Consider the following 23,838-nt stretch of genomic DNA (forward strand, 5'->3'; position numbering starts at 1 on the left):
ACCGAACGGGACGACGACACCATGAACCCCGGACACGCCTGGATCACCACGCCCGTCACCGCCGGTCTCCTGCGCGGCGCGCTCGATCTGGAACGCACCCCGCACGGCGTGCTGCCGCACCGGCTGCCCGCACGTGCCCGCGCGCAGTGCGCCGACCCTCAGCTGGCGATGGCCGAGGCCCAACCCTCCGGCGTACGGCTGGCGTTCCGCACGCGCGCCACAGCCGTCGAGCTGGAGACGCTGCCCACCAGACGGCAGTACGCGGGCGCCCCCGACCGCCCGCACGGGGTGTACGACCTGCTCGTGGACGGACGTCTCACCGACCGCGCGAGCGTGGCCGGAGGCCACGTCGTCCGTATCGACATGTCGACCGGAGCGGCCGAGCACCTGCCCGGCGCACCCGGAACGCTCCGCTTCACCGGCCTGCCCGGCACCATGAAGGACGTCGAGATCTGGCTGCCGCACAACGAGATCACCGAACTCCTCGCCCTGCGCACCGACGCACCCGTCGCGCCCCTCCCCGACCGGGGCCGCCGGGGGTGGGTGCACCACGGCAGCTCCATCAGCCACGGTTCCGAGGCGGCGAGCCCCACCACCACCTGGCCGGCCCTCGCCGCCTCGATCGGCGGTGTGGAGCTGACCAACCTCGGGCTGAGCGGCAGCGCCCTGCTCGACCCGTTCACCGCCCGCGCCGTCCGGGACACCCCCGCCGACCTGATCAGCCTCAAGCTGGGCATCAACCTGGTCAATCTCGACCTGATGCGGCTGCGGGCCTTCACTCCGGCGGTGCACGGCTTCCTCGACACGATCCGCGACGGCCACCCCACCACGCCCCTGCTGGTCGTCTCGCCGCTGCACTGCCCGATGCACGAGGACACCCCGGGGCCGGGCGCCTTCGACCTCGCGGCGCTCGCCGAAGGGCGCCTCGCCTTCGTGTCCACCGGCGACCCCGCCGGGGTCGCGGACGGGAAGCTGACGCTGCGCGTCATCCGCGACGAACTGGCCGGCATCGTGCGGCAACGCGCCGCCGAAGACCCCCACCTGCACCACCTCGACGGCCTCACCCTGTACGGCGCGTCCGACGCCGCCGCTCACCCCCTGCCGGACGGCCTCCACCCCGACGCCGCCACCCACCGGCTCATCGGCGAACGCTTCGCCCACCACGCCTTCACCCCCACCGGCCCCTTCGCCTGAGCCCATGCCTCGCGGGGCCCAAGAGGCCGGGAATCCGGCGGGGGTGCCGGTCCGGCAGGGGGGTGACGGACCGGCGCGCCGGGGGGACGAGGGCGTCAGCCCGTGAGGCAGGCGGGGCCCAGGAGCTGCTTGAGGTCGCCGAAGAGGGCGGGGTCGACGGTGACGCGGTGGCGGTCGAGGCGCAGGACCGTGGTCTTGCGGGCGCCCTGGAGACGGACCCGGACCTCGGTGTGGCCGCGGTGGTGGGTCAGCACCTCGCCCAGTTTCTCGACCAGCGGCGGCGTGATCTTCACCGTGGGGATGGTGAGGGTCACCGGCGCGTTGGCGGAGGCCTCGCTCAGGTCGGGGACCATCAGCTCCATGGCCACCAGCCGGGGGACGTCCTCCCGTTTGTCGAGGCGGCCCTTGACGAAGACCACGGCGTCCTCGACGAGCTGGGTCGAGACGAGCTGGTACGTCGCGGGGAAGAACATGCAGTCGAGGGAGCCGGCCAGGTCCTCGACCGTGGCGATGGCCCAGGCGTTGCCCTGCTTGGTCATCTTCCGCTGGAGGCCGGAGATGATGCCGCCGATGGTGACGATCGAGCCGTCGGAGTAGTCGCCGCCGGTGAGCTGGGCGATGGCGGCGTCGGCCTTGTCGTTGAGGACGTGCTCCAGACCGAAGAGGGGGTGGTCGGAGACGTACAGGCCGAGCATCTCCCGCTCCTGGGCGAGCAGGTAGGTCTTGTCCCACTCGATGTCGGAGAACTCCACGTCCAGGCCGAAGGCGGGAGTGTCGTCGGCGGTGTCGTCGCCCATGCCGCCGAAGAGGTCGAACTGGCCCTCCGCCTCCTTCCGCTTCACCTGCACGACGTTGTCGATCATGGTTTCGAAGTGGGCGGTGAGGCCCTTCCGGGTGTGGCCCATCTCGTCGAACGCCCCGGCCTTGATGAGCGATTCGACGGTGCGCTTGTTGCACACCACGGCCTCGACCTTGTCGAGGAAGTCGGGGAAGGAGGAGTACTTCCCCTTCGCCTTCCGGCACCGCACGATCGAGTCGACGACGTTGTTGCCGACGTTCCGGACGGCCGTGAGGCCGAAGACGATGGTGTCGTCGCCCTGCGGCGTGAAGTTGGCGTCGGACTCGTTGACGTCCGGCGGGAGCACCTTGATGCCCATCTTGCGGCACTCGTTGAGGTAGATCGCCGACTTGTCCTTGTCGTCGCGCACCGAGGTGAGCAGCGCCGCCATGTACTCGGCCGGGTAGTTGGCCTTGAGGTACGCCGTCCAGTAGGTGACCAGCCCGTACGCCGAGGAGTGGGCCTTGTTGAAGGCGTACCCGGCGAAGGGGACCAGCACGTCCCACACGGCCTGGATCGCCTCGTCGGTGTAGCCCTTGTCGCGGGCGCCCTTCTGGAAGTTGACGAACTCGGCGTCCAGGACCTCCTGCTTCTTCTTGCCCATGGCGCGGCGCAGCAGGTCGGCCTGTCCGAGGGAGTAGCCGGCGAGGACCTGGGCGGCCTTCTGCACCTGCTCCTGGTAGACGATCAGGCCGTAGGTGATGCCGAGGACCTCCTTGAGGGGCTCCTCCAGCTCCGGGTGGATCGGGGTGATCTCCTGCTGGCCGTTCTTCCGCAGGGCGTAGTTGATGTGCGAGTTCATGCCCATGGGGCCGGGCCGGTAGAGGGCCGAGACGGCGGAGATGTCCTCGAAGTTGTCCGGCTTCATCAGCCGCAGCAGCGACCTCATCGGCCCGCCGTCGAACTGGAAGACGCCGAGCGTGTCGCCGCGGCAGAGCAGTTCGAAGGTCTTGGGGTCGTCCAGCGTCAGGTCGAGCAGGGTGAGTTCGACGCCCTTGTTCTTCTTGATGAGCTTGACGGCGTCGTCCATGATCGTGAGGTTCCGCAGGCCCAGGAAGTCCATCTTGAGCAGGCCGAGGGCCTCACAGCTGGGGTAGTCCCACTGGGTGACGACCGTCCCGTCGTTCTTCGGGGAGAACACCGGCACGTGGTCGATGAGGCGTTCGCTGGACATGATGACGCCGGCGGCGTGCACGCCCATCTGCCGGACCAGGCCCTCGATGCCCCGGGCGGCGTCGATGACCTTGGTGACGTCCGGCTCGTTCTCGTACATCCCGCGGACCTCGCCGGCCTCGCTGTAGCGCGGGTGGTCCTTGTCGGTGATGCCGGAGAGCGGGATGCCCTTGCCCAGCACGTCTGCCGGCATGGCCTTGGTGATGCGGTCGCCCATCGCGTACGGGTAGCCCAGCACGCGGGAGGCGTCCTTGATGGCGGCCTTCGCCTTGATGGTGCCGTAGGTGCCGATCATGGACACCTTGTCGGCGCCGTACTTCTCGGTGACGTAGCGGATCACGTCGCCGCGCCTGCGCTCGTCGAAGTCGATGTCGACGTCGGGCATGGTGACGCGCTCGGGGTTGAGGAACCGCTCGAAGATCAGCCCGTGCTCGATCGGGTCGAGGTCGGTGATGCCCATGGCGTAGGACACGATCGAACCGGCCGCGGAGCCGCGGCCGGGGCCGACGGCGATGCCGTTGTTCTTGGCCCACATGATGAAGTCGGCGACCACCAGGAAGTACCCGGGGAAGCCCATGTCGATGACGACCTTCATCTCGTAGTCCGCCTGGGCCTGGCGGTCCTCGGGAACGCCGGACGGGTAGCGGCGGGCCATGCCGCGGCGGACCTCCTCCTGGAACCAGGAGACCTCGTCGTACCCCTGCGGGACGTCGAACCGGGGCATCAGGTCGCGCTTGGCGAACATGCCTGTGGTGTCGACCCGGTCGGCGATGAGCCGCTGCGTGTTGAGGCAGCCCTCCTGCCAGGCGTCGGAGTTGTCGATCGCGTACATCTCGGCGGCGGACTTGAGGAAGTAGCCCGCGCCGTCGAAGCTGAACCGGTCCGGGTCGGAGAGGTTGGAGCCGGTCTGGATGCACAGCAGCGTGTCGTGCGCGCTGGCCTCCCGCTCGTAGGTGTAGTGCGAGTCGTTGGTGACCACGAACGGCGCGTCGAGCTTGCGGGCGATCTCCTCGAGGCCGGCCCGCGCCCGCTTGTCGATGTCGATGCCGTGGTCCATCAGCTCGACGAAGAAGTTCTCCTTGCCGAAGATGTCCTGGTACTCGCCGGCCGCCTTCAGCGCCTCGTCCATCTGACCGAGACGGATACGGGTGCTCACCTCGCCCGACGGGCAGCCGGTCGTGGCCATCAGGCCGTCCGCGTACTCGGCCAGCAGCTCGCGGTCCATCCGCGGTTTGCGGAAGAAACCCTCCAGACCGGCCCGCGACTGGGCGCGGAAGAGGTTGTAGAGACCCGTGCTGTTCCGCGCCCACATGGTCATGTGGGTGTAGGCGCCGTTACCGGAGACGTCGTCCCGCTTCTGATGCGGGGTGCCCCACTTCACCGGACGCAGGTTCCGGCGCGACTCCGGGGCCAGGTACGCCTCGATGCCCATCACGGGGGTGACGCCGGCGGCCTGCGCCTGGTGGAAGAAGTCGTACGAGCCGTGCAGGTTGCCGTGGTCGGTGATCGCGATGTGCGACATGTTCATCTCGTTGCACGCCGAGAACATGTCCTTCAGACGCGCGGCGCCGTCCAGGAGCGAGTACTGCGTGTGCACATGCAGATGGGTGAACGGCTGCTCTGACACGGGGCGGGCCACCTCCGGCGCGGGTCCTGGGCGGGTCTTCTGGGGCGATTGAGGAGTCTACGGGCCACCACTGACAACGCCCGACGCGACGCTACGCGGAAGGCGCCCGCGCCTCCCGGAGACCCGTCCCCGGACACCCGGCCCGGCCCGGGTGTCCGGGGACGGAAGCGGGTCCCCGCACCTACGCTTGCACGAGGACACCGCCGACAGGGCGCGCGCAGCAGAAGGGGCGAGTGACATGACAAGCCAGCAGACCGGCGCGGACGAAGAGGCACGCGGCGAGCGGATCCTCGAGGTCTTCGACGCGGCGTTCGGGGAGCTGCTCGCCGCGGACCCGGCGGCCTTCCAGGTCAAGTTCCGCAAGATGGCCGGATCCGCGTTCGCGTTCTACCGGGGCACCGCCTGCCTCTTCTACGCCGACCTCGACGCGGAGAAGGAGAGCGGCCCGTTCCTGGACGAGCGGACGAGCCGGGTGTGGATCCACGGCGACCTGCACGCCGAGAACTTCGGCACCTACATGGACGCCAACGGCCGGCTGGTCTTCAACGTCAACGACTTCGACGAGGCGTTCGTCGGCCCCTTCACCTGGGACGTGAAGCGCTTCGCGGCCTCGGTGGCGCTGCTCGGCTACGCCAAGGCGCTCAGCGACGGGCAGATCACGGAGCTGGTGCGGACGTACGCCCGCGCGTACCGGGAGCGGACGCACGCCCTGGCCACCGGCGCCAAGGACGAGGACGTCCCCTCCCTCACCCTGGACACCGCCGAGGGGCCGGTCCTGGCCGCGCTGCACGCGGCCCGCGCGAACACCCGCTTCGGCCTGCTGGACACCATGACCGAGATCCGCGACCACGAGCGCCGGTTCGCCCCCGGCGGCGGCGCGGTCGCGCTGGACTCGGCGACCCGCTCCCGGGTCCTGGAGGCTTTCGACCGTTACCTGGACACCCTGCCGCCCGGCATGCACTTCCGGCCGGACGCCTACCGGGTCAAGGACGTGGTCGGGCGCCGCGGGGTCGGCATCGGCAGCGCCGGCCTCCCCTCGTTCAACGTGCTGCTGGAGGGCCACAGCGACGCGCTGGAGAACGACCTGGTGATCTACATGAAGCAGGCCCAGACCCCGGCCGTGTCCCGGCACATCACCGACCCGGAGATCCGCGGCTACTTCACGCACGAGGGCCACCGCACGGTGATCTCGCAGCGCGCCCTGCAGGCCAACTCCGACCCTTGGCTGGGCTGGACGGAGCTGGACGGCACCGGCCAGCTGGTGGCGGAGGTCTCCCCGTACGCCGTCGACCTGGACTGGTCGGACCTGGACTCGCCCGAGGAGATCGCGCGCGTGGTGACCGACCTGGGCGCCGCCACCGCCGCGATGCACGCAGCGGCGGACGTCGACGAGTCCGGCCACTCCCTCGTCCCCTTCTCCACCGAGCGCGCCATCGACGCCGTGATCGGCTCGGACGGGGAGGGCTTCGCGCGGATGCTCGTGGACTTCGCCCACGACTACGGCGCGCGCACGCGCCGTGACCACCGGATCTTCGTCGACCTGTTCCGTAACGGACGCATTCCGGGCCTGTAAGGGAAGGCCCTGAGCCGGACCGTTTTAGTGCCGCTTTACGCCTCGGCGTGGCACACTCGGGCCGCGATGGACTTGGCGACCACAGGGACGACGACGGGACTCCGCGCCACGCGCGCCGCGGTCTTCACCGCGTTGTGCGTCGCGCTGTCCAGCGGCGCCCACGTGCTGCTGTCCGGCTCCCCCGTGCCGCCGGTGACCCTCGGCGTGATCGGCGTCGCGGTGTTCCTGGTCGCCTTCGCCCTCGCCGGCCGGGAGCGCGGCTTCTGGCGCATCGCGGCGCTGCTGATCCCGCTGGAGCTGTTCGCCGACACCGTCTTCACCAACGGCCGGCACGCCTGCTACGGCCCCGGCGGCGGGCCGGTGACCGGCCCGCTGCGTTCGGTCGGGATCGACGTGCTGTGCGCGGGGGGCGAGGTCGGCACTCCGCTGGCCCAGGTGGCCGCCTCCGGCGGCACCGGTCTCGGCGGAGCACTCCAGCAGGGCTCTCCCTGGCTGCTGCTCGCCGCGCACGTCGCCGTCGGCCTCGCCGCCGCCGGCTGGCTGCGCCGCGGCGAGGCCGCGGTGGCGCGGCTGCTGCGCGCGGCGGCGGCCACCGCGTTCCGGCCGCTGCTGCTGGCCGTCCGCGCCCGCCCGGTGCCGCCGGCCGCTCCCGCACGCCCGCGGCACGCGGCCGCCGTACCCGCGTCGCGCCCGCTCCCCCTGCTCCTCCACTCCGTGCTGCGGCGCGGACCGCCCGTCGCTCCGGCCCTCGCGGCCTGACCGGCGCACGTCCGCAAACCACCCCCACCACGCACGGAGAACCCGACATGAGCAAGCGCAACAGCCAGGAAGCCAAGCGCGCCGCCCGCGAGCGGCTGCGCATCGAGCGCGAGAAGCAGGCCAAGAAGGAGAAGATGCGCCGCACGCTGGCGATCAGCGGCGGCATCGTGGCCGTGCTCGCGCTGGCTGGCGGCATCGGCTGGGCCGTCACCAACCTGACCGGTGGCGAGGGCCACTGGGAGACGGCGACCCAGGTCGCCAAGGAGGGCCCCGGCGCCTCCGCCGACGGCGTGACCTACAAGGCGCCCGCCAACAGCTCGGGCAAGGGCGGCACCGAGATCGTCATCGGTGACAAGAAGGCCGAGCACACCCTCGCCATCTACGAGGACATGCGCTGCCCGGTCTGCGCCGGCTTCGAGCAGAACGTCGGCGAGACGGTGAAGAAGGGCATGGAGGACGGGGACTACAAGCTCTCGTACACCTTCGGCACCTTCATCGACGACAACCCGACCTTCAGTGGCACCGGCTCGAAGAACTCCCTGAGCGCCCTGGGCGCGGCGCTGAACGAGAGCCCCGAGGCCTTCATGGCCTACAAGGAGGTCCTGTTCTCCAAGGACGGCCACCCGGAGGAGGCCGACGACAAGTTCGGCGACGACGCCTACCTGATCAAGCTGGCGAAGGACGTCGACGGCCTGAAGGGCAACGAGGACTTCGAGAAGGCCGTCGAGAACGGCACCTACGACGCCTGGGCCATGAACATCTCGCAGAAGTTCCAGGACGAGAAGATCCAGGGCACCCCCACCCTGAAGCTGGACGGTGAGAAGCTGACCGTCGACGGCCAGAGCCCGCCCATGATGCCGCAGCAGTTCACCTCGCTGATCGAGGAGAAGCTCGGTGGCGGCGACGGCGGCAGCGGCGGTGACGGCGGAGGTGACGCGGGAGACGGCCACAGCGAAGGCGACGGCCACGACCACGGCTGAGAGGCCGGGGAGCAGCGCCGGCAGCTTCTGACGTGACGGTGACGGGCAGGCCAACTTCTCGAGGCGGCCTGCCCGTTGGTCGTACCGGACGGTAACGTCTGCGGGCGTGACTGACGCAGAGAGCACCACTCCCCGCAGATCCGTTGCATCCCGCGCGCACGCACCCCGGCGGCGTACCGTCGTCGCCGCGGGTGCCGCATCCGCCGCGCTGCTGCCGCTCGGGCTCGGCATATCCGGGCCGGCCCGGGCGGCCCAGGGCCCCGCCTTCCGGCACGGTGTCGCCTCCGGCGACCCGCTGCCCGACGGCGTACTGCTGTGGACCCGGCTGACCCCCTCCCCCGACGCGACACCCGGCTCCGGACGCGGCGCGGCCACCGAGGTGCGGTGGCAGGTCGCCGAGGACGACGCCTTCGCCTCCCTGGCGGCCGAGGGCACGGCGACCACGTCCGCCGCCACCGACCACACCGTCAAGGCCGACGTACGCGGCCTCCGCCCGGACACCACCTACTGGTTCCGCTTCACCGCCGGGGGCGCCACCTCACCCGCCGGCCGCACCCGCACCGCGCCCGCGGCCGACGCCACCGCGGGCAACCTCCGCTTCGCCACGGTCTCGTGCGCCAACTGGGAGAGCGGCTGGTTCGCCGCCTACCGGCACCTGGCCGCCCGCAACGACCTGAACGCCGTGGTCCACCTCGGGGACTACGTCTACGAGTACGGCACCGGCGAGTACCCGCTCGAAGAGGACAAGATCCGCGAGATCTTCCCCACCCACGAGGTGCTGAGCCTCTCCGACTACCGGGCCCGCCACGGGCACTACAAGACCGATGCCGACCTCCAGGCGATGCACGCCGCCCACCCGCTCATCGCCATCTGGGACGACCACGAGTTCGCCAACGACGCCTGGTCCGGGGGCGCGGAGAACCACACGCCCGGCGCGGAGGGCGACTGGGCGGCGCGCGTACGGGCCGCCAAGCAGGCGTACTTCGAGTGGATGCCGGTGCGTCCGGCCACCGAGGGCACCACCTACCGGCGGCTGCGCTTCGGCCGGCTGGCGGACCTGCACCTGCTGGACCTGCGGTCGTTCCGGGACGCGCAGCCGTCCCTGGGCGACGGCGACGTCATCGACGACCCCGAGCGCACGATGACCGGGCGGCGGCAGCTGGACTGGCTGAAAGCCGGGCTCAGCGCGTCCGAGGCGACCTGGCGGATGGTCGGCACCTCCGTGATGATCTCCCCCATCGCCTTCGGGTCGGTGCCCGCCTACCTGCTGCGCCCGCTGGCGCAACTGCTCGGCATCCCGGCGGGCGGGCTCGCGGTGAACGTCGACCAGTGGGACGGCTACACCGACGACCGCCGCGAACTCCTCGCCCACCTCCGCGACAACGGCATCGACGGCACGGTGTTCCTCACCGGCGACATCCACATGCACCTCGCCAACGACGTGCCCGTGGAGGCCGCGACCTACCCGTGGGACGAGCCGGTGGCCGCCGAGTTCGTCGTGTCCTCGGTGACCTCGGACAACGTCGACGACATCGTGCACGCCCCGCCGCACACCGTCTCCACGGTCGCGGAGGTGGCGGTCAAGGCCGCCAACCGGCACGTGCGGTGGGTGGACATGGACTCCCACGGGTACGGCGTGCTCGACCTCACCGCCGAGCGGGCGCAGATGGACTACTACGCGATCGGCGACAAGACCGACGCCGGCACGGGGACGCAGCACCTGCGCTCGTACCGCAAGCCGGCGGGCGGCGGACGCCTGGAGCGTACGGACGACCCGGTGGCCTGACGCCGCCGGCAGCGGGATCAGGCCGGGGCGACGTCCGCCAGGAAACCCAGGGCGGTGCGCCACGTCGCCTCGGCCGCCTCCGCGTCGTGGTCGGGCAGCTCGGGATCGGTGTAGAGGTGCCCGGCGCCGCGGTGGCGGAACACCTCGACGTCGGCCCCGGCCCGCCGCATCCGCAGGTACCAGGCGTTCAGCCAGTCGTGCGTCTCGAACGGGTCGGGGTCGGCGACGTGCAGCTGCACGGGCAGGTCGTCGACCCCCGCGTCGTCCGGCAGGTCGGAGGTGCCGTGCAGCAGAAGCAGGCCGCGGGCCTTCGCGTCGGCGAGCGCGAGGTTCTGGGCGAGAGCCGCGCCGAGCGAGAACCCGGCGTAGACGAGGCCGTCCTCGGAGTGCGGCGCGGCGGCGGTCACGGCCCGCTTCAGCAGTTCCTCGTGGCCGATCGCTTCCTCGATGTCACGGCCGTCCTCGACGCTTCCGGCGACCCGGCCGTCGTACAGGTCCGGGACGTGCACCGTGTGACCGGCCTCACGCAGCCGGTCCGCGGCGGCGTGAACGGCGGGCCGCAGCCCGTGGACGGAGTGGAACAGCAGGACGGTTGCCACGATCGTGTCTCTTCCCACAGGCATGCGACTTCGTACATTCTCATCCTGCCAGCTAGCGTTTCGACCGTCGGGACGACGGTCGGCCCGCCCTGCGGGCGCCCGGCCCGAACCGTCCGAGTCCGCCGAGGAGAGGAGCTGCGTCCTTCATGGAGGCCCTGCTGCGTCCGCTCATCGTGATCGGCTGCACGGTCGCGCTGACCCTGCTGGTCGGCTGGGTCGTCGACCGCCTGCTGCACGCCGCGGACCGCAGACACCCCGAGACGCCGCTGTGGGGGCTGCTGCGCGGCTGCCGCATCCCGCTCCAGGTGGTGCTGGTCACCGGCGTCTTCCAGGCCACCTACGGCTGGTCGGGCATCGACACCGACCACGACAAGGTCGTCCTCAAGTGCCTGGCGCTGGTGACGGTGGCCGGCACGGTGTGGCTCGCGGTGCGCATCGCCTCCGCGATCGCCGAGACCTCGCTGACCCGGTTCGCCGCCAACACCCGGGACCCGCGGCGCATCCGCCGCTTCCGCACCCAGCTCACGATGATCCAGCGGGTGGCAACGTTCCTGATCGCGACCGTCGCGGGGTCCGTCGCGATCCTGGTGCTCTTCCCCGGCATGCGGGCGCTCGGCGCGTCGCTGCTGGCCTCGGCGGGCGTCATCGGCATCGTCGCCGGTGTCGCCGCCCAGTCGATGCTGGGCAACCTCTTCGCCGGCCTCCAGGTCGCCTTCGGCTCGTCGGTGAAGATCGGCGACACCGTGGTCGTCGAGGGCGAGTGGGGCGTCGTGGAGGAGATCAGCCTCGCCTTCCTGACCGTACGCATCTGGGACGACCGCCGGCTGACCATGCCGGTCTCGTACTTCAACAGCAAGCCGTACGAGAACTGGTCGCGCGGCGGCACGGAACTGACCTGCACGGTCTACCTGCACCTCGACCACGCGACACCGGTCAAGGCCCTCCGGGAGTACCTGCGGGAACTGCTGGAGACCCGCGACGACTGGGACCGGCGTACGTGGAGCCTCGTCGTCACGGACACCACGCCCACGACGATCCAGGTGCGGGCCGCCATGTCGGCGAAGGACACCGACGACTGGTGGACGCTGCAGTGCGGGGTGCGGGAGGAGCTGCTGGACTGGGTCCGGCGCGAGCACCCGTACGCCCTGCCGCGGATCGCGACCGCCCCGGCCCTGGGGGCGGGGCACGCCCGCCCGGACGGGGCCGCGCCCCGCAGCGCCGTACCGGCGCAGGGGGCCCGCGGCGGATCCCCGGACGGCGACGGCTCCCCCGAGGTCTGAACCCAGGCGCAGCGGCCCGGCGGGCGCGCTACGCGCGCCCGCCGCCGTGGCCGCGGAAGCTGCGGACGTCGAGCTGGTGGAGGACACGGTCGACGACCTCCGGGTCGACTCCGGGCTCATTGCGCGCCGCGACCACCTCGTGCCGTGCGGCGGACAGCAACTCGGCCTGCAGCCGGTGGATGTGCCGGAGCCGGCGTACCCGCCGGGCCTGCCCCTCGTGGCGTTCCTCGTCCAGCAGGTCGGGCGAGATGCGCACCCCGATGTCGTACGCGCGTTTGGTGAGCGCCTCGATCACGTCCTCGGGAAGCTCGTCCTCCGCTTCCTGGATCTCGCGGAGGCGCCGCTTCGCGGCCTTCGTGCAGCGGGCGGCGAGCAGGCGTTCCTGCTCCCGTTCGGCGGCCGTGTCGGCCCGTACGTGGAGCCGTTTCACCAGCCACGGCAGACTGAGGCCCTGCACCAGCAGGGTGGCCAGCACGACGGCGAAGGTGAGGAAGAGGATCGCGTCCCGTTTCGGGAAGTCGCCACCGCCGTCGACGGTGAAGGGGACGGCGAGGGCCAGCGCGACGGAGACGACGCCGCGCATCCCGGACCACCACACCACGGTGGTCTCCCGCCAGCTCACCGGGATGTCCTCGTCCAGGTCGCGCCGGTGGTGGAGACGGCGGGCGAGCCAGGACGCGGGCAGCAGCCACAGCAGCCGGACGACGACGACCGCGGCGACGACCGCCGCCGCGGCGGGCAGCAGCGCGCGCCACTCGTCGCCCACGGCGTAGGCGACCGGCTGGAGCTCCAGGCCGATGAGGCCGAAGGCGACGCCGGTGACCAGGGTGTCGATCACCGACCAGAAGCTCTGGCCGGCGAGCCGGCCGGAGACGTCGTCGGCGTCCGCGGCGCGCCCGGAGGCGAGGTAGAGCGCGGTGACGAGGACGGCGAGCGCGCCGGACCCGTGCAACTCCTCGGCGAGCACGTACGACACGAACGGCACCAGCAGGGTGAGGCCGGTCTGCAGCGTCGCGTCGCCGAGGAACGACATCAGCCGCGCGGCGCCCCAGCCGAGCAGGAGGCCCACGGCGACGGCCACGCCGCCGGCCAGGGCCAGGTCGCCGGCGGCGTCCGGCCAGGAGAAGCTGCCGGTGACGGCGGCGGCGACGGCCACGTGGTAGAGCGTGATCGCGGTGACGTCGTTGAAGAGGCCCTCGCCCTCGAGGATGGACACCAGACGGCGCGGCAGCCCCATCCGGGCGGCGATCTGGGTGGCCGCGACCGGGTCGGGCGGGGCGACGAGAGCGCCGAGCGCGACGGCGGCGAAGAGCGGCAGTCCGGGCACCAGGGCGTGGGCGACCGCGGCCACCACGGCCGTGGTGACGAACACCAGCGCGACGGCCAGCAGGAAGATCGGCCGCACGTTGGCCGCGAACTGGCGCCACGAGGTGCGCTGCGCGGCCGCGTACAGCAGGGGCGGCAGCACCAGCGGCAGGATGAGGCCGGGCGGGATCTCGATCTCGGGCACGACCGGCACGGCGGCGAGCGCGGCGCCGACGAGGGTCATCAGGACGGGCGAGGGGACGCTGAGCCGTTCGGCAACCGGCACCATGACGACCGCCCCGAGCAGCAGGGCGAAGATCAGGGCGAGTTGGTCCACTCCTACGAGCTCTCCGCCCGCACGGTCTCCAGCGCCTGCGCGAGATCGTCCGGGTAGTCGCTCTCGAACTCCACCCAGCGGCCGTCCGCCGGGTGCGTGAAGCCGAGCCGCACGGCGTGCAGCCACTGGCGGCCCAGCCGCAGCCGCTTGGCGAGCGTCGGGTCGGCGCCGTAGGTGAGGTCGCCGACGCAGGGGTGGCGGTGGGCGGACATGTGCACGCGGATCTGGTGAGTACGACCGGTCTCCAGCTTGATGTCGAGGAGGCTGGCGGCGCGGAACGCCTCGATCAGGTCGTAGTGCGTGACCGACGGCTTGCCCTCGGCGGTCACGGCCCACTTGTAGTCGTGCTGCGGGTGGCGGCCGATCGGCGCGTCGATGGTGCCGCTGAGCGGGTCGGGGTGACCCTGGACGAGCGCGTGGTAGCGCTTGTCGACGGTGCGTTCCCGGAACTGCTGCTTGAGCAGGGTGTACGCCCGCTCCGACTTGGCGACGGCCATGAGTCCGGACGTGCCGACGTCCAGCCGGTGCACGACGCCCTGGCGCTCGGCCGCGCCGGAGGTGGTGATGGTGTAGCCGGCGGCGGCGAGACCGCCGATGACGGTGGGCCCGGTCCACCCCGGGCTGGGGTGGGCGGCCACGCCGACCGGCTTGGCGACGACGACGACGTGCTCGTCGTCGTGCACGATGTCCATGCCCTCCACAGGCTCCGCGACCACCTGCACCGGAGCGGCCGGAGCGGGCATCTCGACCTCGATCCAGGCCCCGCCGCTGACGCGGTCGGACTTGCCGGCCGCCGAACCGTCCAGCCGCACCTTGCCGCCGGCCGCGAGCTCGGCCGCCTTGGTGCGGGAGAAGCCGAACATGCGGGCCAGTGCGGCGTCGACGCGCTCGCCCTCCAGGCCGTCCGGTACGGGCAGGGTGCGGATCTCGGGAAGCGTACTCACCTGCCCGAGTATGCCGGACCGCCCGTCCGCCGCCTGCGGCCGGACCTCACCCGGGCGGCCCCCCTCCGCATGCGCCGACGTCACCTCTTCGTGACCGTGTGACTACGTCGGGACACCTTTCCCGGAGGGAGCCTCTCCATGTCCGCAGCGGCCGGCCACAGACGGATACCCGGCAGCAGATCCATCGCGGTGGCCACCGCCACCGCCCTGACCGCGGTGGTCATGGCACTGGACCCGCAGCACGGTTCCGCGGCTCCGGCCATCTCCGGGGACTGCGCGATCGCCGGGTCGGCCGGCTTCAGCGAGGGGCCGATGACGGAGGAGTTCGTCCATCCGACCGGGCACAAGAAGGCGATCATGATCATGGTCGACTTCGAGGACATCCCGGCGGCGGGCTCCGCCCCGGAGCGGGCCGCGTTCTTCGCCGACTACGGCGACCGGTACCTGGACCTCGCCTCGTACGGCAGGTACCGGCTGGAACTGGAACCGACCCGCGGCTGGGTGCGGATGCCGAAACCCTGGTCGGCGTACGGCGTCGAGCGCGGCATCGGCTCGGAGGTGATGCGCGCCTACGTGCAGGACGCCGTCGACGCCGCCGTCGCGCGCGGCACCGACTTCGCCGGTGCCGACTTCGTGTACGTCGTCGCCGACGACAACGTGCCGGCCCGCCCGACGGTCTCCCAGGCCAACACCTTCGAAGGGCTGCGCGCGGGCGGCCACACCCTCCGCGCGGCCGCGCTGGTCTTCGGACGCAGCAACGATTCGGCCATATGGCAGCGCGGCAACTTCGTGCACGAGGCCAACCACCTCTACGGCCTGCCCGACCTGTACAACGTCGAGCGCGGCGCCTCGGTGGAGTACGCGGGCGGCTGGGACACGATGAGCATGGCCGGCATCTCCGACCTGCTGGGCTGGCACAAGTGGAAGTTCGGGTGGATCACGGACGACCAGGTCGCCTGCGTGACCGACCGCTCGGCCACGCACACGCTGAAGCCCGTCGGCTCGCCGGACGGGGCGACGATGGCCGTGGTGAAAGTCGGCGAGCACTCGGCGATCGTGGCCGAGGCGCGCACACGGGTCGGCCTGGATCGCGGCATCTGCGCGGAGGGCGTACTGCTCTACACCGTCGACTCCCGGGTGCCCACCGGGCAGGGCCCGGTGCGGGTGGTGGACGGCCGCCCCGCCAGCCGCGGCGGGCCCGCCTGCACCGGCCGTTCACCGGAGGAACTCGCCGAGCTGGGTGACGCGCCGCTGCGGCCCGGGGAGCGCCACACGTTCGCGAGCGGCGTCACCGTCGCGGTCACCGGGCACCACGGCGGCCGGTACCGGGTGCGGGTCACCAGGCCCTGACGGAACGCTGCGGGCCGTCCGCCGGGCGGTCGTTCCTCGCGGACCGTCAGTCCTTGTGGACGGTGCCGTCCGGGTCGAGGCCGCGGAAGGAGAGCAGCACGATCAGGATGCCGCCGCAGACGATGGCGGAGTCGGCGAGGTTGAACACGGCGAAGTGCCGGGGTGCGATGAAGTCGACCACCGCGCCCTGGAAGACGCCCGGCGAGCGGAACAGCCGGTCGGTGAGATTGCCGAAGGCGCCGCCGAGCAGCAGGCCGAGCGCCACGGCCCACGGCGTGCTGTAGAGCCTCCGGGCCAGCCGGGCGATCACCACGATCACGACGACGGCGATGGCGGTCAGGACGATGGTGAGCGCCTCGCCGATGCCGAAGGCGGCACCGCGGTTGCGCACCACCTCGAACTGCAGCCACTCGCCGATCAGCTCGATCGGCGCGCGGTGCTCCAGGTACGCGACCACGATCAGCTTGCTGACCAGGTCGAGGACGTAGGCGACGGCGGCCACGCCGAGCAGCATCGGAATGCGGCGCGGCCCTCTCGGGCCGGTCTCCGCCGTGTCCTCGGCCGACTCGGCGGGTCCGGCGTCGTTCGACGCGCCGTCCGGTGCTCCGGCGTCCCCCGGCGCGTCGGCCGTGTGCTCGGACCGGTCTCTCGCGGCCTCGTCCTCGTCCGGGGTCTCGATCGCCCGCTCCACCTCGTTCACGTGACGAGGGTACGACACAGCGGTACGCACCCCGTCACCCGTGCGCCGGACCGCCGCTTCAGCGTCGCTCCTGCTTCTGCTTGCACTCCACGCAGAGGGTCGCGCGCGGGAACGCCTGCATCCGCGCCTTGCCGATCGGCCTGCCGCAGTTCTCGCACAGGCCGTACGTGCCGGCCTCGATGCGCTCCAGCGCGCGGTCCGTCTGGTAGAGGCTCTCCCGGGCGTTCGCGGCCAGGGACATCTCGTGCTCGCGCGTGATGTTCCGGGTCCCGGTGTCGGCGTCGTCGTCACCGGCCGTGTCACCCGCGTCCCGCAGCAGCCCGCTCAGCGCCTCCTCGGAGGCCTGGATCTCGTCCCGCAGCCGCCCCGCCTCGTCCTCGAGGTTGGTGCGGGCCTCCTCGACCTCTGCCGGAGTCCAGGGGTCCTCCCCCGGGCGGACGGGCAGCTCACCGGGTGTGAGGGGCGCGGCCTGGGCCGAACGGGCGGTGGGGACCGCCGCGGCCTTCGCCGGAGTCTTCTTCGCAGCCACCTTCTGGGCTCCTGTCTTCTTGGCGGGGGTCTTCCGGGCGGTCTTCCTGCCGGCAGGAGCGGGCTGGGCCGGGGCTTTCCGGGCGGACGTCTTCCTGGACGCGGTCTTCGCCCTCTCGGCGGTCGCCTTCTTCGTGGTGGTCTTCTTGGCGGCAGCCTTCTTGGCGGCGGCCTTCGGAGCAGCCTTCTTCGCAGCCGTGGTCTTCTTCGCCGCGGCCGTCGTCGCCTTCGTCTTTCCGGGGGAGGTCGACTTCTTCGCCGCGGCCTTCCTGGCCGCGGTGGTGGGGGCGGTCTTCTTCGCGGCCGCCTTCTTCGGGGCGGCCTTCTTCGCGGCGGGCTTAGTGCCCGCGCTCTTCGCCGACCCCGCCCCCTTCTCCCCCACCGCCTTCCGTGGGGCCGCCGTCTTCCGCGCCGGGGTCCCGCCGGAGACGGCCTCGTCGGTCGCGGTGCGCCGGGACGCCGTCTTCCGCGCCGCAGTCTTCCCGGGCGCAGCCGACTTCGCGGACGCGCGCTTCGCCGCCGGCTTCCTGCCGGAAGACTTCTTCGCGGCGGTCTTCCTCGCCACCATGGCCGCGACCCCTTCACATACTGTGATCTTGCTCGCGAATCGTGACCGGAACGATAAATCGACTTCGGGTGGGCGGCAACGGGACGCGCCGCTTCCGGTCGCCCGGTCGGACCGTCCTCTCGGTCTCCGTACGCCTTGCGAGGGCGTTGTGCCCCGCACCGCCGGGGGAAAACCGGTCCGCGCCGAGCGCGGCGGCCCGTACACTGGGTTCAGCGAAAGGCATGGATGGGGACGAGTAACGTCGTCAGGCAGTCAGGAGCGACCCGGGGACGGTGTGAGCCCGGGGACGAGCGCGACGTGAAGATCACCCCGGAGCCGCCGGAAGAAAGTCCGCGCGTCAGGCGTGCGGGCGAGTAGACCCGGCAGCGCGGCCCCAATGAGGGGGCGGCGGACACCACACCGCCGCCAAGGAGGGTGGTACCGCGGGAGCGCCGTCGCAGGCGCGTCTCGTCCCTCCGACGGAAGCACGCCAGTCCGCCGGAGGAAGACGACCGACGATGAGTCCCGAATCGCCGCAGCAGCACGACACTCCGCTGTACCACCAGGTGCCCGCCCAGGTCGACCTGCCCGCGCTCGAGCACGCGGTGCTCGACTTCTGGCGCGAGCACAAGGTCTTCGCCCGCACCCTGGAGCAGTCCGAGGGCCGCCCCGAGTGGGTGTTCTACGAGGGCCCGCCCACCGCGAACGGAATGCCGGGCGCGCACCACATCGAGGCCCGCGTCTTCAAGGACGTCTTCCCCCGCTTCCGCACCATGCGCGGGTACCACGTGGCGCGCAAGGCCGGCTGGGACTGCCACGGCCTCCCGGTCGAGCTGGCGGTGGAGAAGGAGCTGGGCTTCTCCGGCAAGAAGGACATCGAGAACTACGGCATCGCGGAGTTCAACGCGAGGTGCCGCGAGTCGGTGACCCGGCACACCGACGCGTTCGCCGAGCTCACCACCCGCATGGGCTACTGGGTGGACCTGGACGACGCCTACCGCACCATGGACCCGGAGTACGTCGAGTCCGTGTGGTGGTCGCTCAAGGAGATCCACGCGAAGGGCCTGCTGGTCCAGGACCACCGCGTGGCCCCCTGGTGCCCGCGCTGCGGCACCGGTCTGTCGGACCACGAGCTGGCGCAGGGCTACGAGACGGTCGTCGACCCGTCGGTCTTCGTCCGCTTCCCGCTGACCTCCGGCCCGCTGGCCGGCGAGGCCGCGCTGCTGGTGTGGACGACGACCCCCTGGACCCTGGTGTCCAACACGGCCGTCGCCGCGCACCCCGGGGTGACGTACGTGGTCGCCACGGACGGGAACGAGAAGCTGGTCGTCGCCGAGCCGCTGCTGGAGAAGGCCCTGGGCGAGGGCTGGGAGGCCACCGGGCAGCGCTTCACCGGCGCCGAGATGGAGCGCTGGGCGTACGACCGGCCCTTCGCGCTGGTGGACGTCCCGGACGCCCACTTCGTCGTCAACGCCGAGTACGTCACCACGGAGGACGGCACCGGCCTGGTGCACCAGTCCCCCGCGTTCGGCGAGGACGACCTGGCGACCTGCCGCCGCTACGGCCTCCCCGTGGTCAACCCGGTGCGCGCGGACGGCACGTTCGAGGAGGGCGTCGGCCTGGTCGGCGGCGCGTTCTTCAAGAAGGCGGACGAGAAGCTGGTCGCCGACCTCGAGGCGCGCGGCCGGCTGTTCCGGCACGTCGCCTACGAGCACAGCTACCCGCACTGCTGGCGCTGCCACACCGCGCTGCTCTACTACGCACAGCCCTCGTGGTACATCCGCACCACGCAGGTCAAGGACGCGCTGCTGCGGGAGAACGAGCGCACCAACTGGTACCCGGACTCGGTCAAGCACGGCCGGTTCGGTGACTGGCTGAACAACAACATCGACTGGGCCCTGTCCCGCAACCGCTACTGGGGCACCCCGCTGCCGGTGTGGCGGTGCGCGGAGGAGCACACGGTCGTCGTGGGCTCCCGGGCCGAGCTGGGCGAGCTGACCGGCACCGACCAGTCCGCGCTGGACCCGCACCGCCCGTACATCGACGAGGTCACGTTCCCCTGCCCGACGTGCGGCGGGACGTCCACACGCGTGCCGGAGGTCATCGACGCCTGGTACGACTCGGGCGCGATGCCGTTCGCGCAGTGGGGGTACCCGTACAAGAACAAGGAGATCTTCGAGCAGCGCTACCCGGCGCAGTTCATCTCCGAGGCCATCGACCAGACCCGCGGCTGGTTCTACACGCTGATGGCCGTCGGCACGCTCGTCTTCGACAGGTCCTCCTACGAGAACGTCGTCTGCCTCGGCCACATCCTGGCCGAGGACGGGCGCAAGATGTCCAAGCACCTCGGCAACATCCTCGAACCCATCCCGCTGATGGACGCGCACGGCGCGGACGCGGTGCGCTGGTTCATGGCAGCCGGCGGCTCGCCGTGGGCGGCGCGGCGCGTCGGGCACGGCACCATCCAGGAGGTCGTCCGCAAGACGCTGCTGACCTACTGGAACACGGTCGCCTTCCAGGCCCTGTACGCCCGCACCGGCGCGTGGGCACCCAGCGGGGCCGACCCGGCGCCGGGCGACCGCCCGCTGCTGGACCGCTGGCTGCTCAGCGAACTCCACGCGCTGACCGACCAGGTCACCGCGGCAATGGAGAACTACGACACCCAGCGCGCCGGCAAGCTGCTGTCCACGTTCGTCGACGACCTGTCGAACTGGTACGTGCGCCGCTCCCGCCGCCGCTTCTGGCAGGCGGACCCGGCGGCGCTGCGCACCCTGCACGACACCCTGGAGACGGTGACGCGGCTGATGGCCCCGCTGGTGCCGTTCATCTCCGAACGGGTCTGGCAGGACCTCGTGGTGCCCGTGACGCCCGGCGCGCCCGACTCGGTGCACCTCGCGACGTGGCCGGAGGCCGACCTGGGCGCGATCGACCCCGAGCTGTCCGGCGACATGCTTCTCGTACGGCGGCTCGTCGAACTGGGCCGGGCGACGCGGGCGGAGTCGGGCGTGAAGACCCGTCAGCCGCTGTCCCGGGCGCTGGTCGCGGCACAGGGCTTCTCGACGCTGTCGCCGGATCTGCGGCGGCAGATCACCGAAGAGCTCAACGTCTACGACATCGCCACCCTCGCCGACGTCGGCGGCTCGCTGGTCGACACCAGCGCCAAGGGCAACTTCCGTGCGCTGGGGCGGCGGTTCGGCAAGAACACGCAGGCGGTGGCCAAGGCCGTCGCGGCGGCCGACGCCGCGGCCCTGTCCGTCGCCCTGCGCGAGGGCACGGCCTCGGTGGAGGTCGACGGTGAGACGGTGACCCTCTCGCCGGAGGAGGTCATCATCACCGAGACCCCGCGCGAGGGATGGTCCGTGGCCTCCGACTCCGGCGCCACGGTCGCCCTGGACCTGGAGATCACGCCCGAGCTGCGACGGGCGGGGCTGGCGCGCGACGCCATCCGGCTCATCCAGGAGTCGCGGAAGAACTCCGGGCTGGACGTCGCGGACCGCATCGCTCTCCGCTGGTCCGCCGCCGACGGGGAGGTCCGCCGGGCGCTGGCGGACCACGCGGAGCTGATCTCCGAGGAGGTGCTCGCGACGAGCTTCTCCGAAGGCGAGGCCGACGACACCTTCGGCGACCCCGTCGAGGACGAGGCGCTCGGCCTCACGTTCCGCCTGCGGCGGGCCTGAACCGACGACTCCCCACGGGGCGGCCGCCTGCGGGTGGCCGTCCCGTGGGCGGTCGCCCGCGCTGGGCGCCGGCCTCTTCCGCGGTGACCGCGGGCCGTGGCGAGCGCGGGTCGTGGCGAGCGCGGGTCGTGGCGAGCGCGGAAACGGCGGCGGGCCCCGAGCGTTGCTCCGGGCCCGCCGCCGTCGTCGGCTGTGAGGTGTCAGCCGGTCAGTTGTCGTCCTCGTCGATGAGGAAGCCGCGCATCGGCGAGGGCGCCGCCTGCGGACCGCCCTGCGGGCGGACCGGCGCCATCGGCTGGGTCATCGCGGGCGACATCTGCTGCTGGCCGCCGCCGTAGCTCTGACCGCCGCCCTGCGTGTGGCCGCCGTGCCCGGGGCCGCCGTGACCGCCCATGCCCTGGCCGCCGCCGCCCATGGGCTGGCCGCCGCCCATCGACTGGTGACCGCCCATGGTGCCGCCGCCTGGCGCACCCGCGGAGGCCATCGACGGAGACGGGGGCAGCGAAGCTGCCGCGGGCGTCCGGGACGGGGCCAGCGAGTCGTCGGCCTGGTTCTCCAGCTGGCGGAGCTGGCTCTCCAGGTACGACTTCAGGCGCGTGCGGTACTCCCGCTCGAAGCCGCGCAGGTCCTCGACCTTGCGCTCCAGCGTCGCGCGCGCGGACTCCAGGGAGCCCATGGCGACGCGGTGCTTCTCCTGGGCGTCCCGCTCCAGGGCGTCCGCCTTGGCGCGGGCGTCCCGCTCCAGGCCCTCGGCGCGGCTGCGGGCCTCGCCGACGATCTTGTTGGCCTCGGACCGGGCCTCCGCGATCGCCTGGTCCGCGGTCTGCTGGGCGAGGGAGAGCACCCGGGCGGCGCTGTCGTTGTTCTGACCGCCACCGGGAAGCTGCGGGCCGCCGGGACCCATGGGGCCGCCCTGCGGTCCGTGTCCGCCGGGTCCACCGGGTCCACCGGGTCCACCGGGTCCACCGGGGCCGCCGGGTCCCATGGGACCGCCGGGACCGGCCGGGAGCTGCGGCTGACCGCCGGGGAGCTGGGGCGGGCCGCCCTGCGGTCCGTGTCCACCGGGGCCACCGGGGCCACCGGGGCCGCCCGGACCGCCGTGACCACCGGGGCCGTGTCCACCCGGACCGCCGTGACCACCGGGGCCGTGGCCGCCCGGGCCGTGCTGGCCCGGGGGAACCGGCTGCGGTCCTGATATGGCGGCGGGCACCGGCGCCCCGCCGGGACGCTCCTGGCCCTCCGGAGGCTTGCGGCCCTGCTGCTGGTTCTGCTGGGCGGCACGGGTCGCGGCGGCCAGCTTGGCGCGCAGGTCCTCGTTCTCACGGAGCAGACGGGTCAGCTCGGCTTCGACCTCGTCGAGAAAGGCGTCGACCTCGTCCTCGTCGTAGCCCTCTCGCAGACGGACGGTCGTGAACTGCTTGTTCCGCACGTCCTCGGGGGTCAGTGGCATCTCTTCACCTCAACGTATTCGTCGGCATATCGGCAAGACCATAGGAATCGTTCACAGCCTGGCCACGACGTTGATCAGGATGTAGACGATGATCATGAGCACGAAGAAGGACAGGTCGAGCGCCACGCCCCCGAAGCGTAGCGGCGGGATGAACCGCCGCAGGAGCTTGAGTGGCGGATCAGTGACAGTGTAAGTGGCCTCCAGGACCACCACCATCGCCTTGCCGGGTTGCCATGAGCGGGCGAACTGGAAGACGTAGTCCATCACGAGCCGGAAGATCAGCACGAGCATGAAGCACCACAAGGCGATGTAGATCACCTGCTGCCAGACGGCCATCTTGCTGTGCCTCTCCCCTTGGCTCGTGCGGCCCTCCCGGCCGCGTGTTCCGGTCCTGCGTCTCAGCTCTGGTTGAAGAACCCGCCCTCTGCGATGCGGGCCTTGTCCTCCGCCGTTACATCGACGTTAGCAGGAGACAGGAGGAAGACCTTCTGCGTCACCCGCTCGATGCTGCCGTGCAGACCGAAGACCAGTCCGGCCGCAAAGTCGACAAGTCGCTTCGCGTCGGTGTCGTCCATCTCGGTCAGGTTCATGATCACCGGAGTGCTCTCGCGGAAGTGTTCCCCGATGGTACGGGCCTCGTTGTAGGTCCGCGGGTGCAGCGTGGTGATCCGGTAGGGCTCCCGCTCGGACACGACCTTGGGCATGATCACCGGTGCGCTCTTCTCCAGGTTCTGACGTTCAGGTGTGATGGATGACACGGGAGCAATTCTCCCGCCTCGTCCGCTTTCGCCGACGGCCACGGGCGTCGGTGACGCCTCGCGCTCCCGCTGGGCCGGCGGGTGCACGGCCCGGAGGGACTCCTCGGGCTCCGCCTTCTCCAGGGAGTGCCGCGACAGGGAATGCTGGGGGGATTCCTGGTGCCGACGCCGGTCCCGCTCGGGCTCCGGCTCGGGCTCGAACTCGTCGTCGGGGTCGAACCCCGGGCCGTCGTAACCGTCGTCCTCCACGAGGCCGAGGTAGACCGCCATCTTGCGCATCGCGCCGGCCATTGACTGCATCCTCCGCTCTGTGGTGGTTCCCCTGCCCTCGGCGGGAGACCCCACTCCTGCCTCCTGCGGGGAGGCCGTAAGGCTCCGTCGCCGGCGACCTTGGATCCACGTGGTCCTTCCGCCTGCCGGCCTGTCCACCAGG

General features: G+C 71.7%; 17 protein-coding genes. 8 read left to right on the forward strand and 9 right to left on the reverse strand.

Features of this window, described 5'->3' with window-relative positions:
* The first annotated feature begins 21 nt into the window (after positions 1–21).
* Complete coding sequence (locus K304_RS0102995) at positions 22–1,194, forward strand: GDSL-type esterase/lipase family protein (RefSeq protein WP_027762528.1); 1,173 nt, start codon at positions 22–24, stop codon at positions 1,192–1,194.
* 95 nt (positions 1,195–1,289) lie between these two features.
* Here the strand turns inward: K304_RS0102995 and dnaE are convergent, their stop codons facing one another.
* A complete protein-coding gene (gene dnaE, locus K304_RS0103000; protein ID WP_027762529.1) occupies positions 1,290–4,832 on the reverse strand; it encodes a DNA polymerase III subunit alpha in 3,543 nt (1,180 codons plus the stop codon).
* A gap of 238 nt (positions 4,833–5,070) precedes the next feature.
* On the opposite strand from dnaE, the gene K304_RS0103005 reads away from it, so the two are divergent.
* The 4 genes from K304_RS0103005 (at position 5,071) to K304_RS0103020 (ending at position 9,930) form a co-directional block, all read left to right on the forward strand.
* Positions 5,071–6,405 carry a DUF2252 domain-containing protein gene (locus tag K304_RS0103005; protein ID WP_027762530.1) on the forward strand — a complete coding sequence of 445 codons (1,335 nt, stop codon included), beginning with the start codon at positions 5,071–5,073 and terminating at the stop codon, positions 6,403–6,405.
* 66 nt (positions 6,406–6,471) lie between these two features.
* Entirely contained in the window at positions 6,472–7,164 is a 693-nt protein-coding gene (locus tag K304_RS0103010; protein ID WP_027762531.1) for a hypothetical protein, read from the forward strand.
* Positions 7,165–7,211: 47 nt separating this feature from the next.
* On the forward strand, positions 7,212–8,144 hold the full coding sequence (locus K304_RS27035; protein ID WP_078528379.1) for a DsbA family protein: 933 nt from the start codon (positions 7,212–7,214) through the stop codon (positions 8,142–8,144).
* A 106-nt stretch (positions 8,145–8,250) separates the two neighbouring features.
* Positions 8,251–9,930 (forward strand): alkaline phosphatase D family protein, encoded by a 1,680-nt coding sequence (locus tag K304_RS0103020; RefSeq protein ID WP_027762532.1) that lies wholly within the window; start codon positions 8,251–8,253, stop codon positions 9,928–9,930.
* 17 nt (positions 9,931–9,947) lie between these two features.
* On the opposite strand, the gene K304_RS0103025 is transcribed toward K304_RS0103020, so the two are convergent.
* Positions 9,948–10,553 (reverse strand): dienelactone hydrolase family protein, encoded by a 606-nt coding sequence (locus tag K304_RS0103025; protein WP_037789075.1) that lies wholly within the window; start codon positions 10,551–10,553, stop codon positions 9,948–9,950.
* Positions 10,554–10,675: 122 nt separating this feature from the next.
* On the opposite strand from K304_RS0103025, the gene K304_RS27040 reads away from it, so the two are divergent.
* Positions 10,676–11,809, forward strand: a complete 1,134-nt coding sequence (locus K304_RS27040) for a mechanosensitive ion channel domain-containing protein (protein ID WP_051307777.1) — start codon at positions 10,676–10,678, stop codon at positions 11,807–11,809.
* Between the two features lie 28 nt (positions 11,810–11,837).
* Here the strand turns inward: K304_RS27040 and K304_RS0103035 are convergent, their stop codons facing one another.
* Together K304_RS0103035 and K304_RS0103040 are read right to left on the reverse strand one after the other, a co-directional pair.
* A complete protein-coding gene (locus K304_RS0103035; protein WP_027762534.1) occupies positions 11,838–13,451 on the reverse strand; it encodes a Na+/H+ antiporter in 1,614 nt (537 codons plus the stop codon).
* A gap of 2 nt (positions 13,452–13,453) precedes the next feature.
* Positions 13,454–14,395 carry an RluA family pseudouridine synthase gene (locus tag K304_RS0103040; protein WP_027762535.1) on the reverse strand — a complete coding sequence of 314 codons (942 nt, stop codon included), beginning with the start codon at positions 14,393–14,395 and terminating at the stop codon, positions 13,454–13,456.
* Between the two features lie 138 nt (positions 14,396–14,533).
* Here K304_RS0103040 and K304_RS0103045 point away from each other — a divergent pair, with 138 nt between their 5' ends.
* The gene (locus tag K304_RS0103045) at positions 14,534–15,745 is read left to right on the forward strand and encodes a peptidase M6 (protein WP_027762536.1); all 1,212 of its coding nucleotides are present in this window, start codon (positions 14,534–14,536) and stop codon (positions 15,743–15,745) included.
* Between the two features lie 46 nt (positions 15,746–15,791).
* Here the strand turns inward: K304_RS0103045 and lspA are convergent, their stop codons facing one another.
* Positions 15,792–16,445: a signal peptidase II gene (gene lspA, locus K304_RS0103050; RefSeq protein ID WP_027762537.1), complete on the reverse strand. Its 654-nt coding sequence runs from the start codon at positions 16,443–16,445 to the stop codon at positions 15,792–15,794.
* A 58-nt stretch (positions 16,446–16,503) separates the two neighbouring features.
* Positions 16,504–17,541, reverse strand: coding sequence for a histone H1-like repetitive region-containing protein (locus K304_RS0103055; RefSeq protein ID WP_037789076.1), 1,038 nt, complete (start codon positions 17,539–17,541; stop codon positions 16,504–16,506).
* Positions 17,542–18,038: 497 nt separating this feature from the next.
* On the opposite strand from K304_RS0103055, the gene ileS reads away from it, so the two are divergent.
* Positions 18,039–21,197: an isoleucine--tRNA ligase gene (gene ileS, locus K304_RS0103060; protein ID WP_027762539.1), complete on the forward strand. Its 3,159-nt coding sequence runs from the start codon at positions 18,039–18,041 to the stop codon at positions 21,195–21,197.
* Positions 21,198–21,405: 208 nt separating this feature from the next.
* Here ileS and K304_RS31940 read toward each other — a convergent pair whose 3' ends face one another.
* The 3 genes from K304_RS31940 to K304_RS0103085 form a co-directional block, all read right to left on the reverse strand.
* Positions 21,406–22,647 (reverse strand): DivIVA domain-containing protein, encoded by a 1,242-nt coding sequence (locus K304_RS31940; RefSeq protein ID WP_037789078.1) that lies wholly within the window; start codon positions 22,645–22,647, stop codon positions 21,406–21,408.
* A gap of 51 nt (positions 22,648–22,698) precedes the next feature.
* Positions 22,699–22,983, reverse strand: coding sequence for a YggT family protein (locus tag K304_RS0103080; RefSeq protein ID WP_027762541.1), 285 nt, complete (start codon positions 22,981–22,983; stop codon positions 22,699–22,701).
* Between the two features lie 62 nt (positions 22,984–23,045).
* On the reverse strand, positions 23,046–23,696 hold the full coding sequence (locus tag K304_RS0103085) for a cell division protein SepF (RefSeq protein ID WP_027762542.1): 651 nt from the start codon (positions 23,694–23,696) through the stop codon (positions 23,046–23,048).
* Between the last annotated feature and the right edge of the window lie 142 nt (positions 23,697–23,838).

Source organism: Streptomyces sp. CNS606, assembly GCF_000426325.1.